Below are 15682 nucleotides of genomic sequence, written 5' to 3'. Positions count from 1 at the left end.
ATAATGATATGTTTCTGTGTTTTAGTATCGAAATCCACTATCCTTTTGTAATAATCGCCATTTATTACAAAAAGAAAGCGATGTGTTGGAGATATGGTTTTAATGGATAATATGTTTGAAAAAATTAAAGATCTTTTTCAAAACCACGGTGTTTTTATCAAAGTGAATAAAGGAAATAAAATTTTTCTAGAGGGTGAACGGGCAAAAGAAATTTATTACATCCAATCAGGTGTTATTTCGATTAGCCAAGAATCCGAGACGGGAAAGGAATTAACCATTCGCATTTGTGGCCCTGACAACATAATAGGAGAAGGTTCGTTATTTTGTAATCTTGTCTATAATTCGATGACTGCCAAAGTTTTAGAACCCTCTACGTTGTATGTTTTGAGTCGTAAATCTTTGGAACATTTACTAGAAGAGCAGCCGACTGTTATGGTGGAATACATGAAGTGGCTACAAACAGAAAACTTAAAGCATCAGAGTCGTTTGCGCGATTTAGTGTTAAACGGTAAAAAAGGTGCTCTATTTTCAACGCTCATTCGACTGTCCAATACGTATGGTAAACCTGTAGAAAATGACGCGATTTTTATTGATTTTCAGCTAACAAATACAGAAATTGCAAATTTGTGTGCGACAAGTCGGGAAATGATTAATCGTATGCTGAATGATTTAAAAAAACATGAGATTATCACATTTGATAAAGGATTTATTACCATTCATGATTTACAATTTTTAAAAAATGAAATTGCCTGTGAAAATTGTCCATTACAAATATGCCGTATTGATTAGTTTCGTTACAAGCAAAAACCCTGCTTATTTTTCAATAAGCAGGGTTTTAAATAATTTTAACTTAACGTACGCCCAATGCCATTTTTGCATAGCGTGACATTTTATCTTTCGACCAAGGTGGATTCCATACAATATTAACATTTGTACTTTTCACTTCAGGAAGTTCCCCTAACGCCGTATTCACTTGATCCACAATGACTGGACCAAGTGGACAACCCATAGATGTTAGTGTCATCGTAACAGTTGCAACACCTTCATCATCTAATTCCACATCATATACTAAACCTAAGTTGACGATATCAATGCCAAGCTCAGGGTCAATTACGTTTTCTAAAGCACCTAACATGCTATCTTTCATATCCTGATCCATTCGTATTTCTCCTTCCATCATAGTGTTAACCTTATCATAGCAGATGCATCCTGTTATGCCAAATGCTGTGCAAGCCATGCTGTAGCTGCTAGCATACCGTCTCGTGGTACAGCATGTCCAGCCCTTTTGTTCACCATGAACTTTAAATATTCAGGGTTTGCTTCATAGTATTCCCGTAATGATTCATAAAATTTATATGTTTCGTGAAAAGGAACTGTTTTATCTAATTCTCCATGCCAAAAGAATACAGGGCGACCCGCGAATTTTTCTGGTGTGAAACTGACATCATATTTAGCAAGGGCTTCATTAATTTTTTCAACGTCTTCCTCTGACATCGGCCAGTTAACTCCGCTTCTAGCAAATTGTTGCAATTGGTATTCACCCAATTTTATAAAACCAGGTGCACCCATGCATATTGCAGCTGTTTGTATCCAATCATAAAGTTTCATACAGCCTGATGTCACGATGCCACCCATTGAAGTGCCTCCTATGCCAATTTTATGACTAGCTAATAAATTTTTATTCTTTAATTCATCATATAATTGTTGTACTTCATGAATAGAATTTAAAACAATGTCCCAAAAATTTAAATTCATTTGCATTTCCGTTAGGCCTTCGCTACGCTCACCATGAAATTTTGCATCTGGCAATAGGACACGCACCCCTTTATGCACCAATTGGTATGCATAGTGTAAGTTATGTTCTTTTGCACTCATAAAGCCATGCAAAAAAATGACTACCGGGGTTTCTTCATTCATCTTGTCTGTATGTATATGTAATAAAGGAATATTTCCCCACACTTCTTTTTCTACAAACATTATTGTCACTCCCAACTATTCTCTCATCTTTATGTTAGCAAACTTTTTTCACTGTGACAAAATTTTGACGAATGTAAGACAAAGAGATACTATTCAAACTATAGGAAAGGGGCAACGAGCTATGAAACCGCATTTAATCGTATTAGACTTAGATGGAACTTTATTAACAGATCAACAACAAATTTCTGCAAAAACAAAAAAAACATTATTGCAGGCTAAGGAACAAGGGCATCAAGTGATGATTGCGACGGGACGTCCATACCGTGCAAGCGATCTTTATTATCATGAACTTGGGCTCACTACACCCATTGTTAATTTTAATGGCGCATATGTGCATCATCCTAAAAATGTCTCTTGGCAACATATGCACACACCAATTGATTTAAGTGTCGTACATGATGTTGTTGATTCTATTAACAGTTATGAATACGAAAATATTATCGCTGAGGTAAAAGATGATATTTATGTCCACACAGAAGACGATCGTATTTTAAATATTTTTAATATGGGTAATCCAAGAATTACACTTGGCGATTTATACACACATCTCTTGGAAAATCCCACAAGTTTGCTGATTCAGGCAAATGAAGCCAATTCGGTTATTATACGTGATCATTTACAGGCAGTGCATGCTGAAGTCATCGAGCATCGTCGCTGGGGCGCACCTCTTCATATTATTGAAATTGTGCGTCGAGGCTTAAATAAAGCTGTTGGCATAGCGCATGTGGCAAAAGATTTAGGTATCCCACGTGAGCGCATCATCGCGTTTGGCGATGAAGACAATGATTTAGAAATGATTGAATATGCTGGACTTGGTGTAGCGATGGGGAACGGTATCTCAAGTCTTAAAAACATAGCTAATGAAGTAACTGCAACGAATAATGATGATGGAATTGCAAAAATACTCATTGAACGCTTGAAATTATCATAGTTAAGTAGTAAGTTCAAGTTAACATTCCATTTTTACCAGTTTAACTTTATTCAGTGGTACCCCTTCCATTTATAGTGAGTATCTACTGAAGAAAGTTAAAAAGCTTTAAAAGTAAGTTGAAATTAGGGGGATAAGAGAATGAAGATTTTTACGGATAGTGGATGTGATCTACCAAAATCTTACTATGAAGAAAATGATGTCGTGCTACTCCCTTTACGAGTGCAATTGAACAACAAAGAATATGAAGATGTGATTTCAATTGATTCCAAAGAGATCTATGATGCAATACGCCAAGGTGCTCAGCCAAAAACATCACAAGTGTCACCTGAGCTCTTTTTGAAGCATTTTGAGGAGTTAGCCAAAAATGATGAAGAAGGTATTTATATCGCTTTTTCATCAGAATTATCAGGCACATATAGTACTGCTCAAATGATTCGCAATCAGGTACTTGAGCAGTATCCTTCCTTAAAACTAGTCATTATCGACTCTAAATGCGCATCACTAGGACATGGCCTTGTTGTGGAAGAAGCTGTTCGACTGCGAAATATAGGAGTATCCCTAGAAGATATGGCCTCTAAAATAAATACCCTTGCACCTCAGGTGGAGCATTTATTTACAGTAGAAGACTTAGATTACCTTGCAAAAGGTGGTCGTGTATCAAAAGCTAGTGCATTTTTAGGCAGCCTTCTTAGTATTAAGCCTATTTTAAATGTAGAAGATGGCAAACTTGTACCGATTGAAAAGTCGCGCGGTCGAAAAAAAGCACTTAATCGGATGTTAGATTTAATGCAGGAGCGTGGTGGCAGCTTTACAAATAAAATCGTAGGTATTAGCCATAGTGACGACGCTGCCTTTGCGAATGAAGCAAAAGCCTCTATCCAGGAGCGTTTTTCACCTCAAGCTGTGCAAATTACCATGATAGGCTCCGCGATCGGCTCACATGTCGGACCTGGGACTATTGCGATTTTCTTCACAAATAAAAGCTTTGAAGGCTAATAAAAAGCATGCTAGGATGGCTCCTGGCATGCTTTTTTGTCTTGTGATTATTATTGGAGGTCTTGCTCCTGACGGCGAACTTTTCCTCGTTTAATGATGATGACAACAAAGCCAATAAAGATCACCCATACTAAGCCAAGAGCTACCATATAAGGAGTGTTTAAGCCTTCATCATTGCGAACTTGATAAATTTCAACCATTTCTCGGTCTAAAATAACAGGATAAACTTCTTTTTCATTTATGCGAACTTTTTCCTCATGTAAAATACCGTTCAGCATTTTCCCTTCACCAAGTTGTTCAGGTGTTAAGTCGACGCGTTGTGTTTTACCAGTATTATTAACCATGATTACCCACTTTTCTTCGTCAGAAGAACGTGTAAAGACAAGAAGCCCATTTTCATTTGTAATGACTTCAAAATCACCATTACGTAAAGTAGCTGATTGATTACGTAAAGATTGAACATTTTTAATATAATCAATCAGTTCTTCGTCTGTTTTAAAGTTATAAAGCTGGTGTGTATCTGGTTTTGCTTCCCCATTCATAGCAATTTCTGTCCCGTATTGTACGACAGGAATTCCTGGTAGCATAAATAAAGCACCCATCGCCATTTTTAAGCGGGTAGGTGGGAACATATTTTCATTAGCAGAGTCAAATGTAAAACGATGGGTTTCAAGTGAATCCACCATAATTTGTGTCGGTTTTTCTCCTGTGAAGGGTTCCATTAATTTTGAAGAATCCATATCCACGTTTTTAAATATATTTCGATAGATATCTGCTGTTACAGGTGAGAAAGTTGCATCAAAGTCAGCATCACTTTCTTCATTTGCTATCACATAAAGTGACGTTTTTGTCTCTTTTAATGCAGCTATTACCGCATTGATAAACGCTGTATCAGCCCCTGCGATATTTGTTAAACGAATACCACCGATGTCATATGTAGAAACAAATTCAGTTACTGCTTGAATAAGTGCTTCTTGCACATCCTTATTCGATAAATCCCACTGTACTTGTCCATTATTGGTAGATGCAATCCAATCCGCTTTCGATGCATCCTTTGCCCACTCATGATTTGGACTCACATTTGTAAGTGGAAAATCCACCATAATGGACATATTTTTAGCTTTATAGGCCTCTACAACACTTTGAAATTCTTCCGTTGTTCCAAAATGACGTTCAATTGTAGTATAGCTTGTTGGCATTGATCCATCATATTTCTCTGTAGAAAAAATAGGCCCAATGGAAACAATTGTATAGCCCATCTCACCGATAAATTTCAGTTTATCCTGTAAACCTGTAAAATCGCCCCCCGCAAATTTCGAAGGGTCCTGCGTATTTGTATCAAAATCGTTTGTGCCCGAGCCATTAAAGAAACGGTCAACGAGTAAATCATAGATGCTTTCCTCTGCTATTGTTCTAGTTGCTGATTCATCCGCATGTGCTACTGGTGTACTTACGAATGAAGTTGCTAATAAAAGTGATGCAGCCGTCGCACTTATCCACTTCTTAAATTTCACTGTTATTCCCTCTCTTTCAAACCAATCAACGTCATTTTACCAAATAACTCTGTCACGTCGCTATCTTTTCCAAAGATTTTGCGTAAATGCGAAATGAATTACGACAAAAAGGTGTCAATTCCGTCTTCCCTTTTCATTTACAAAATAAAAGCCGTGAAGCAACTACTTCACGACTTTTAAATCATTATGCTAAGAAATCTTGCCCCATTGGCAGTTTAAATCCTAGGAACAAAGTGATTAATAGGAATACTGCAAATAAAATCCAAAACATAGCTGTTGGTTTATTTTTCTTTTGGCGCACTAATACCATTTCCATCATACCAATTACAAGTATGCCACCTAAGAATTTAAAACCGTAAAGCATACCTTTACCATAGTCCATTGCCTCGATAAATAATGCTCCACCTGTGATGATTATTAATACATAAAACAGACGTAATGTCATATGTAAGCCTTTTGATTGCTTGCCCATTAGTGCCGCAATTAAAAAGATGACAATACCTACTACCCAAGTAGTAATATGCAAATGCGTTTGGCTAGTTAAAAAACTCATGTTTGTCCCACCTCATTCTTTTTCTATCAAACTCTATCCTACCATGCGATGGAAAGGGTTTCAAATATTACAATAGTGTTCACATAATTTACATCATTTAAAACTTGGAATCATTGCATTTCATAGTTTTTACTTCTGTTACTGTGCCTTAAAGAAGTAAAAAATCCGCGGAGTATAGACTCTCGCGGATTGATATCATCATTATTCAAAATGGTTGACTAAAGTACCAATTCCTTGAATAGATACTTTTACTGTATCTCCAGATTTTAAGAATTGCGGCGGGTTCATCCCTTTGCCAACACCAGCTGGCGTACCTGTTAAAATCACATCTCCTGGCTCTAATGTTACATGCTGAGATAGGATGGATACTAACGTTTCAACAGAGAACATCATATCTTTCGTAGAGCCGTTTTGACGTACTTCATCATTGACCTTTGTGACTACTGTTAAGTCTTGTGGATTTGGGATCTCATCCTTTGTCACAAGGTATGGTCCAAGAGGGCAAGTACCATCCAAGCTTTTACCTAAGAAGAATTGTTTATGTTTCTCTTGTAAATCACGAGCTGTTACATCATTGGCAATTGTATAACCAAATACGTAATCAAACGCTAAGTTTTTAGGAATGTTTTTGCCACGTTTACCAATAACGATAGCTAGCTCGCCTTCATAATCCATTTTTGAAGAAAGATCGGCATGAATGGAAATTGTTTGTCCATCTGCTGCAATTGCAGTTGGTGATTTTGTGAATACCATTAAATCCGCTGGTGCTGCTTCTGCACCCATTTCCTTTGCATGTTCATCATAGTTTTTACCAATACACATAATATTTTTAGGTGTACGTGGAATTGGTGAAAGCCATTCGATCTCTGTAAATTCACGTTTAAAACTATTAGCATTATCTGATTTTTCTGCTGCTTCTACTAATTTTCGAATCTGTTCCACAAAATCAAAGCCTAAAGCAATGCCATCCACGATTGAACTTGAAAAAGAAGGGAGAACTTGAAGTTCACTTTGAATAGCGAGTACATCCCATACCGCTTCTTCTTTTTTTACTTTTGGTCCAAAGCTTACATGTCCACCTAATTTGAATGATAAAATTTTCATGATTGAAAGAGCTCCTTCTTTTTTCTACATAATACAACAATATGATAGAAATTACCTCATTTTTGCGACAACATTTTTATAAGTTGTTATATCTTCATAAAATATGCATGTGAAGAGGAATATATTAACGCACTTCTATTTTTTGCTTATATGTTAATTTACGCCATATTGTCTCTAACGGCCCTTGTTTCCACTTAGATAACCAAATTTCTGCTATGATCATTTGCACAACAATAATACCGACAGCAATTAATACCCCTGTTTCTACACTTACTTTACCATACCAGCCAAAGCCAAATTGGTAGAATAAACAAGTACCTATAATAGATTGAAGAATATACATCGTTAATGACATGCGACCAATTTTAGCAAAAGGACTAAGTACCTTTGGCATTATTGGCACTAAGCAAAGTAACACAATAACTCCAATATAGCCCACCGATAGAACTGGACCCCCTATGTATACCTTTAAATAATCTAGTAAATATGTTCTTGTAAACATTATAGATAAGCTTTTTATACCAATACCGATGACCAATCCAGCAATTGCAAACGTCAGCCAGAGCCACTTCAATTCTTTAACCCGTTCTACTAAACGCCATTTAGAGGCAGCAGCACCTATTAACATATACGGTAAAATCGTGAACAGTGCGACAAACCACATCTCGATACCTGCCTGCGTCGATAAATCTGTTAAGCGTTGCATAAAGGCATCTACCCAGTTCCCTGTCCCATAAGCCGTGATGGCCTTCTCTACTGATACGATATCTAAGTAATCATCTACTTTTGTATTAAAATTTACAATCCCTACTACAAAGAGCATAAAAGCTTGCATCAAGCCATTAATAGTCAAAGCACTCGCTAATAGCCAGATAGGACTCAAACGTAGTAAAAGCACTAAGAAAACGCCACAAAATGCATACATCATTAAGATGTCGCCCCACCAAATTAGCACAGCATGGATAAAACCAAAGGCAAACAGGATGGACAGTCTACGAAGCCCCAGCGTATAAAAGTTTTGGTCACGACTTTGTGCCTTTTGCCACTGCATGGCTAGCCCATAACCAAATAGCATGGCAAAAAGCGGGTAAAAGCTACCTTGCACATAAATATCAATATTTTTCTGCCAAACAATATCCGATGGGGTTGTAAACCATGATGCCAAATCAATATGCGGCATTGGCAAATAAAAGGTATACATATTTACAAGTAAGATACCTACTAAACTAATACCTCGTAAAATATCTAATGTTGCTATTCGTTCCTGCAACATTGTTGGTTTTAACTCCACAAAATAGCCTCCTCTTGACTAGCAGCTATGGTGAAAGCAGGGCAAGAAAAAACTTTGCCCCACTTTGCCCGTAACAAGTTCTTTATGCATGTATGGTCTGTTCATTATCGAATAAAAATAATACTTTATCGCTCACCTTGATGTGTAAAATAGATTCAATGGCTTCGCTATAAACACGAAGCTGTACGGCATAACGACCTAGTATTTCTTTTGACAGGGCTGGCTCCTGCGCAAAATGAGATTGTATACGATCCGTTTTATAATCCAACAAGACCCAATTACCGTATTCATCCTCAAATAGGCAGTCAATGATCCCTTGCACAATTTGAGCATCACCATCTTCATCGATTCTACTAATTGTAAACGGCATTTCTCTACGTATCTGCCTTGCTCGTTGAAAGCGTTGCCCTATTTCTGTCTCAAAAAAATGATAAATTTTCGCTTGTGGAACTACTTTGCCCTCCGCCTCTGTTAAAAGCTGTCTTGCCACTAAATCCTCCACAAAGTCCCTTACAGCATTGATATGACTAAAGCCATATTGAGGGACATGCTGCATCACTGTGTGCACAGCTGTACCAATTTCAGCACTAGTTAGTTGTTGCTCCTGTAAAAAAGCGGGTCGAGGTGCAATGGACGAAGTCTTTTGCTTGATAGGAGAGGCAAAATAAAATTCAGGTTCCTCCTGGCGCTGTAAATTTTCTAATCGCTTTATCTCACTAACAGATGTTTTGGAGCGCTTTCTTGTAGATTTTTGATAGACATACTGCGCTTGAAAGCGGGTAGTGATTTCAGCCAGCAAGTCCTCATCCTCTTGCATCGCAAGCACTTGCTGTACTTCATCGCCCATCGCCTCCTCTATCTCATATGAATAATGCTTTGTCTCGATGGCTTGAACCCACCAATGTGATTGATCATCCAGTTCTTTATAAGATGTGCTTGCTACTGTTGCAAAATCTGCATGTCTTGCTACTGCTGGGCCAACCCAGTCCAAATAACTATTAGCTCTTGCACGTAAATATTCTTGAAGCGGTGCATTCATTGGTAAACTTTGTGCGTCCTGCCAGTTGTCCCGTGTTTTCTCCCAGTTCTTCACTGAGCCTACTAAAATCAAACGCTCCTTCGCACGCGTCATTGCAACATATAAGACACGCATTTCTTCTGCACGCATCTCCAGTTCTTTTTTCTCCTTCAATGCTAAAAACGGTAACGATGTATAGGTGATACGATTTTCAGGATCAATGGCCTTAACAGCTAGTCCAAAATCTTGATCAAACAAATAAGGCTGATGAAAATCCATTTTATTAAACGGACGTCCCATTCCTGCTACAAAGACGACTGGATATTCTAAACCTTTGGAAGAGTGTATTGTCACCAGACGTACTACATCATCCTTTTCGCCAATTGATTTGGCCGTACCTAAATCATCGCCACGCGTACGCATACGATCAATAAAGCGTAAAAAACGGAATAGTCCTCGAAATGCCGTTTTTTCATACATTAACGCACGATCATGTAATACGCGTAGATTTGCCTGACGCTGTTTGCCATTCGGCATTGCCCCAACCATTTCATAATAATGTGTATCTAAATAAATTTTCCAGATTAAATCTGATAATGATCCTCGACGTGCTAAATCACGCCAATTTTCAAAGGCCAACATAAAGCGTTGCAACTTCTCAAATGTAGTGGTTTGCACACCATGTCCTTCACTACGAATAAATTGTCGTAAAGCATCATAAAAAGGTACCTTTTGATCGGCTAAACGTATTTTCGCCAGCTCATTTTCTGTTAAACCAACAAACGGTGCGCGCAGTACAGAGGCTAAGGGGATATCCTGATAGGGATTATCGACTACCTTCAGGACATTTAACATAATCATTACTTCGAGTGCGTCAAAATAGCCTTTAGATGATTCTGCATAGAGTGGAATCCCTGCCAGCTTAAATTCCTCCACTAAGTCTGTTGACCATGTCATCGAGCGCATTAAAATCACAATATCACTATACTTTAATGGTCGCTCTGTTTTTGTTTTCGTATCGTATACAGTTGTTCCATCCTCCATCATCTGACGTATACGATCGATAATAAATCGTGCCTCATATTGTGATTTTTTTAATTCCTCTAGCTCCGTTGCCTCATTGCTTAGTTCTTCCAGCTCTTCTGTTGTTTCCTCTTCTTGCGGTGGATGCAATACGACCAGCTCAACAGGTATTTCTTTCTCATCATATGGCGCAGCAGGCTTTAGTGACGCATTGTCATCATAAGAAATTTCACCAACACGCTCACCCATAATTTGTGCAAAAACATAGTTTGTAGCATTTAATACTTCTTTTCGGCTTCGGAAGTTAGCGTTTAAATCTATTCGCATCCCCGTTGCATCAGGTGACTCCAAGTATTCACTATATTTTCTCATAAAAAGCTTTGGCTCAGCTAATCGGAAACGGTAAATACTTTGTTTAACATCCCCAACCATAAAAAGGTTGCCATCTTGTTCTTCACCCGTTTTGACAAGCTGTAAGATGGTTTCCTGTAGCATATTGGTATCCTGATATTCATCCACAAGTACTTCTTTAAAACGCTTTTTCATATCTAGTGCAACCGGTGATGGATGAAGCGCACCATCTATCTCTACCGTTAAAATTTGAAGTGCATAATGCTCCAAATCTGAAAAGTCAATGATTCCCCGTTCCAACTTGGCTAGTCGAAATTGTTCACTAAATGTAGTGGTCAATTCAACTAGCGTAGTAATGGTCGGTGCCATTAATCTTATTTCCTCAAGTAGCCGTGCAGGCGTACGAATAAAATATGTCTCCTTGATTTTATTCATCATTTTTTTGGCTGCTTCTCGTTTTTTCTTCGCCAGCTCCTGTAGCTCTACATTAACTAGTGCATCCTTCGATACCCGCTTTAAGGTAGACCATTTTACCGTTGCAAAATAATCAAATAGCTCCTGCCATGTCCCACTTTGACTAATGCGAATCCCTTCCTGAATCATAGCAAAATCTACCTCTGCCGTTTCTGCATAGGGTGCAGGTCCATCTGGCAGTAATGTAATTGTGCGCATTTCAGAAATTAACATAAACGCCTCTTCCAGGCTATGACGTACGGTTAATTTGACGTATTGAGATAGCTCTAAATCATCTATTGTTACTTCATCAGCTAATTCATATGCTTTCGGCAGGCCCCAAAGCCATTTTTGAGGCTCGGCATGGACACGAGACGTATCATAAAGTTTACTAATCAGTGTTTCAATGGCTTGATCATCACGATCTGAGGTAAAGCTATCGACAAGACGATAGATGGCTTGTACGTGATCCTCATCCTCAGAATCGTAGGCATCTTCTAAAACTTCTGCTAAAACATCATCTCGCAATAATGCTATTTCTGCTTCATTGGCAATACGAAAGCCTGGGTCTATATCAAGTAAGTACGCAAATTGCTTCACAATTGCTAAACAGAAGGAATGCAATGTCGAAATTTGTGCTTTATTAACAAGACTAAGCTGCCGTCTTAAATGATTAGATGTTGGATTTTCTGCTATCGCCTTTTCTAATGCCTCAGACATACGATGACGCATTTCAGCGGCTGAGGCATTTGTAAAGGTCACTACCAATAGTTCATCTACATTGATCGGATTTTCAGTAGCAATGACTTTTTCAATCATACGATTGATCAGAACCGCTGTTTTCCCAGACCCTGCTGCAGCCGATACAAGCGTATCTTGACCGCTAGTATAAATGGCCTTCCACTGATCGTCTGTCCATGTGACATCTACTGGCTTAACAGGAATTGTTTGTACCATGCTATTCTATCTCCTTCCGAATTTTATCGACAATATCATTCGGCTTTGCTTGCATTAATTGACGATAGTTTTGTTTACCATCTGATGGATCAAATTGGCAAACCGCAGCAAATTGACAATAATCACATGCCGTTTTAGCTTTTAATTTATAAGGGCTAATGGCCGTATCACCAGATAGGATACCATTCCCTGCCTCCTGATGTTTACGACGAACGAAATGTTGCAACTTTTTCATATCATTGACAGGAACTATACGCGATTGTGATTCAGACGGTGTTCCATCTTTTTTCATATAGACAGGAATGATTTTTGAATGCCCACTACTTTCTTCCAATTGCTCGTCCATCGATAAAATCGCTTCAGCATTTTCAGATAGCAAACCTTTCATTTTATACTGCTTTAAACGATCCTCTTCTATTTCACTGTCCGTCAAATCTTTATCCAGCTTCAGCATCGGATTATGGACATGGACATACAGTACCCCTGCTGGCTCTGCTTCACCTGCTAGCCAGTAAGAGCTATTTTCCATTGCCACATCTAAATACGTTAGGACCTGTAAGGATAATCCGTAATAAACCTCATTTAAATCAAGGTCACGAGCTGAGGATTTATAGTCGACAATCCGCAAATAAGAGCGGTCATCTATTGTTGCACTATCCACTCTATCAATACGTCCACGCATAAACATTTTCTTGCCACCAGTCAAATCAATCTCTAGTGGTGGCAGCTGTTCATGTTGTCCAGGACCAAACGACGCCTCAATTGCAATTGGTTTGAAGTGTGATACATTTGCATGCTGTGTCAGTGCTGTCATTGTACGCTCAACAATTCGAATTAGCTTACGCTGAATATAGCGATAACGTGCACTGGATAATAGGATTTGATGGGAAAAGACTGGAACAATTTGTTCTACTGCTTGACGTGCTAATTGTTTAATTTGCTTTGTTGTTAAACGAATCCAAGATAATTGCTGACGATGTGTTTCCTCTGTAATCCACTTTAATGCCTCATGGAATAAGTCACCCATTGCAAACGTTTCTAGGCGATACTCAGCTCGTTCTTCAAGACGTAGACCATACGTAGTGAAATGAGAAAAAGGACATCTGAAGTATTTCTCAATTCGCGACACACTCGATGTTAGCTTCTGACCATATAATTCCTGTGTAATATAGGTTTCAAGTGGCTCAGCCTCATTTTTATGGGTAATTGGATAAAGTACGCGGTCGAAAATGAGTGCCCAATAAGGATCTTGTTTATAAAATCTTTGTAAAGCTAGCCATTCTGGAGCTAGTTCACGGCTATGTTCAGCCTGACGTAGCTGTACCATTAGATGTGCCAATGCAGTCCTTGGATGACGTAAATATGGTAAAACATCTCCATCTAGTAATTCAATCGGGTCGATTACCACACGTTCTATTGATACACCACTTAATAACCCAGCCTTTTTGTCATTTCCTATTATTTTCTTCATATAAAGTGAGGCTAGGAGGGCCTTGCCTTCCTCATCCGCCGTAGGATAGGTCATATACAATTTGTTAGATGGCGTTGTAATAGCACGATAGAACAAGAAATTTTCCTGTAATAAACGATTAGTAGAGGTAGGGGCAAGTTCATAGCCAATTTGACTAAACCATTCACGTTCGATATCTGACAACAAGCCCTCATACTCCATCCGAGTTGGATAAACACCATCATTCATTCCTATTACAAAAGCGACTTTGATATTGGATAAACGAGCTAAATCAACAGTAGCCACCATTACTTCATCAAGGGTTGGCGGAATTCTTGAAAATTCTAATGTATCAAAGCCTTCATCAAGAATTTTGGCTGCTTGCTCTACAGACATCTCCTGCTCACCAAACATATAAACGAATTGGTCAAGAACAGCAATCCATTCATTCCAAGCTTGTTCATGTTCACTTGCAGCTAATGCGTCACCTCGCTCTAGCTCACGATCTTTCATGGCTTGCAGTTTGTCATATACCTGTAATGACTCTATAAGTTCAAATAAAGCAGTCGCAATATCTCTGCCATTCTTGGCGCTATCAAGCTTGTCTTGTAATAGTTTTAGAGGTTGGCGAATTTCATCTCGAATGGCCTCGATTTCTGCCTGCATTGCACGCTCTTCATCTGTTTGTACACGCGAATGGAATTCTAGACCGCGATACTTTTTATAAAACCAACGTGCCTCCTCAAACCATCGTTCACCATAGATGCCTTGTGCCAAGCAATAATTTTCTAATCGGTCTGCTCGCTCACGCCAAATTGTTAACTCCGCTTGTAATGGAAAAAACAAATCTGTTTTGACACCACGAAAAACTGGCTCATATTTCCAATTCGAGGTCATAACCTCCAAGGCTGAACGACTTAGCTCTATTAATGGATGATGTAACATTGTCTTTTTTGTATTTGTAAAAATAGGAATTTCATATTGTTGGAAAATACTTGTAATAAGTGGATCATAGAGATCTGCTTGTCTATACAAAAGTACGATATCCTGATAGCGAAAACCGTCTTCTCTTGTCAGTTTTGTTATTTCCCGGGCAATCGCATGTACCTCCGCTCGACGATTTGATGCTTCAAGCACGGTTACATCTCCTGAAGTTTTTTTCGTTTGGGGCTCCAAATCAGCAAACTTTGCCTCCACATGCTGTAAATCTTTAGAATGAAATCTTTGAGTCTTATAAAAATGTAATGGTAATTCGACATCAATGCCTTCTTCTTTTGCTATATCATGAAGACGTTGATTCGTTAAGGCTGCTTCATGGAATAAAGCTTGTTCATCATAGGCTTCATCAATATGATCAAAGGGAAGGGCGACCGTTACTTGCTTCGTTACCTTTAACAATTCACGAACCAGCTCTAACTCTCGCACAGTGAAAGCGGTGAAACCATCAATATAAATGGTCGCTCGCTTCATCGTTTCTGCATATTTCAGGTGCTCTGTTAAAATCGGATAATAGCCCTCGCTGTCAACATATGTCGTACCAAGTCGTTCCTCTAATGCCTGCAAAACAACATGTAAATCATTCGCTTTCGCCTGCAATGTATTGGGTGCATCTATTGCCTTTAACGATTCCGTTACCTCTGCCAAGACTGAGCTATTGACGCTATAGCGACTAAATTCTCTTAAAAGGGTTTCAATTTCCTCTGTAAAGCCACGTTTTCCTGCTGCTTGTCGAAATAAGGAAAACTCGCTTTTTTGTTCCTCCAAAAGTTTACGAATAAGCATTCGATAGCCATAGCCATTCACTTCTTTACGAGCAATACCTCCTGTTTCCTGTAAAACCAACCATGCTAAACGTTTAAACGTCATCACCTGTGCTCGAATCAAGCCTTGTAAACCATGCTTATTTGTCAGCTCATATTCCGTAGAATAAGACATTTGGTCAGGCACTATAATGAAAATCGGATGCCCTAATGGATCTGTCTTTAATTGCTCAACAATTTCCTGATGAATAAATGCCGATTTCCCTGTTCCCGAACGTCCTGAAACAATACGCAATGTCATTTG

Annotated in this window: 11 protein-coding genes; 3 read left to right on the top strand and 8 right to left on the bottom strand. The window is 38.6% G+C overall.

The window, feature by feature from the left end:
- Window positions 1–102: 102 nt before the first annotated feature.
- Window positions 103–789, top strand: coding sequence for a Crp/Fnr family transcriptional regulator (locus LCP48_RS03935; RefSeq protein ID WP_004227475.1), 687 nt, complete (start codon window positions 103–105; stop codon window positions 787–789).
- Window positions 790–850: 61 nt separating this feature from the next.
- Here the strand turns inward: LCP48_RS03935 and LCP48_RS03930 are convergent, their stop codons facing one another.
- Window positions 851–1159, bottom strand: a complete 309-nt coding sequence (locus LCP48_RS03930) for a metal-sulfur cluster assembly factor (protein ID WP_004227477.1) — start codon at window positions 1157–1159, stop codon at window positions 851–853.
- A gap of 53 nt (window positions 1160–1212) precedes the next feature.
- Window positions 1213–1977, bottom strand: a complete 765-nt coding sequence (locus LCP48_RS03925; protein WP_004227479.1) for a prolyl oligopeptidase family serine peptidase — start codon at window positions 1975–1977, stop codon at window positions 1213–1215.
- Window positions 1978–2098: 121 nt separating this feature from the next.
- Here LCP48_RS03925 and LCP48_RS03920 point away from each other — a divergent pair, with 121 nt between their 5' ends.
- Window positions 2099–2908: a Cof-type HAD-IIB family hydrolase gene (locus tag LCP48_RS03920; RefSeq protein WP_004227480.1), complete on the top strand. Its 810-nt coding sequence runs from the start codon at window positions 2099–2101 to the stop codon at window positions 2906–2908.
- Between the two features lie 138 nt (window positions 2909–3046).
- Complete coding sequence (locus LCP48_RS03915) at window positions 3047–3904, top strand: DegV family protein (RefSeq protein ID WP_004227482.1); 858 nt, start codon at window positions 3047–3049, stop codon at window positions 3902–3904.
- Window positions 3905–3954: 50 nt separating this feature from the next.
- Here the strand turns inward: LCP48_RS03915 and LCP48_RS03910 are convergent, their stop codons facing one another.
- The 6 genes from LCP48_RS03910 to addB form a co-directional block, all read right to left on the bottom strand.
- Window positions 3955–5418: an alpha-amylase family glycosyl hydrolase gene (locus LCP48_RS03910; RefSeq protein WP_225340731.1), complete on the bottom strand. Its 1464-nt coding sequence runs from the start codon at window positions 5416–5418 to the stop codon at window positions 3955–3957.
- A 184-nt stretch (window positions 5419–5602) separates the two neighbouring features.
- Window positions 5603–5971 carry a YisL family protein gene (locus LCP48_RS03905; RefSeq protein WP_004227486.1) on the bottom strand — a complete coding sequence of 123 codons (369 nt, stop codon included), beginning with the start codon at window positions 5969–5971 and terminating at the stop codon, window positions 5603–5605.
- Window positions 5972–6172: 201 nt separating this feature from the next.
- On the bottom strand, window positions 6173–7075 hold the full coding sequence (locus LCP48_RS03900; RefSeq protein ID WP_004227489.1) for a fumarylacetoacetate hydrolase family protein: 903 nt from the start codon (window positions 7073–7075) through the stop codon (window positions 6173–6175).
- 124 nt (window positions 7076–7199) lie between these two features.
- The gene (locus tag LCP48_RS03895) at window positions 7200–8366 is read right to left on the bottom strand and encodes a DUF418 domain-containing protein (protein WP_225340730.1); all 1167 of its coding nucleotides are present in this window, start codon (window positions 8364–8366) and stop codon (window positions 7200–7202) included.
- 82 nt (window positions 8367–8448) lie between these two features.
- A complete protein-coding gene (addA, locus tag LCP48_RS03890; protein ID WP_004227493.1) occupies window positions 8449–12168 on the bottom strand; it encodes a helicase-exonuclease AddAB subunit AddA in 3720 nt (1239 codons plus the stop codon).
- Window position 12169: 1 nt separating this feature from the next.
- Complete coding sequence (gene addB / locus LCP48_RS03885) at window positions 12170–15679, bottom strand: helicase-exonuclease AddAB subunit AddB (protein WP_004227495.1); 3510 nt, start codon at window positions 15677–15679, stop codon at window positions 12170–12172.
- Window positions 15680–15682: the final 3 nt, after the last annotated feature.

The sequence above is a fragment of the Lysinibacillus capsici genome (assembly GCF_020217405.1).
GTDB classification, from domain to species: Bacteria; Bacillota; Bacilli; order Bacillales_A; family Planococcaceae; genus Lysinibacillus; species Lysinibacillus capsici.
Note: the sequence above shows the minus strand (reverse complement) of the source record. Positions and strands in the feature narration are given on the sequence as shown.

What these genes read in the sequence shown, in the direction of transcription:
- addB (WP_004227495.1), bottom strand. Translation starts at nt 15,679, where the DNA reads ATGACATTGCGTATTGTTTCAGGACGTTCGGGAACAGGGAAATCGGCA.
- LCP48_RS03905 (WP_004227486.1), bottom strand. Translation starts at nt 5,971, where the DNA reads ATGAGTTTTTTAACTAGCCAAACGCATTTGCATATTACTACTTGGGTA.
- LCP48_RS03930 (WP_004227477.1), bottom strand. Translation starts at nt 1,159, where the DNA reads ATGGATCAGGATATGAAAGATAGCATGTTAGGTGCTTTAGAAAACGTA.
- LCP48_RS03900 (WP_004227489.1), bottom strand. Translation starts at nt 7,075, where the DNA reads ATGAAAATTTTATCATTCAAATTAGGTGGACATGTAAGCTTTGGACCA.
- LCP48_RS03935 (WP_004227475.1), top strand. Translation starts at nt 103, where the DNA reads ATGGATAATATGTTTGAAAAAATTAAAGATCTTTTTCAAAACCACGGT.
- LCP48_RS03920 (WP_004227480.1), top strand. Translation starts at nt 2,099, where the DNA reads ATGAAACCGCATTTAATCGTATTAGACTTAGATGGAACTTTATTAACA.
- LCP48_RS03925 (WP_004227479.1), bottom strand. Translation starts at nt 1,977, where the DNA reads ATGTTTGTAGAAAAAGAAGTGTGGGGAAATATTCCTTTATTACATATA.
- addA (WP_004227493.1), bottom strand. Translation starts at nt 12,168, where the DNA reads ATGGTACAAACAATTCCTGTTAAGCCAGTAGATGTCACATGGACAGAC.
- LCP48_RS03915 (WP_004227482.1), top strand. Translation starts at nt 3,047, where the DNA reads ATGAAGATTTTTACGGATAGTGGATGTGATCTACCAAAATCTTACTAT.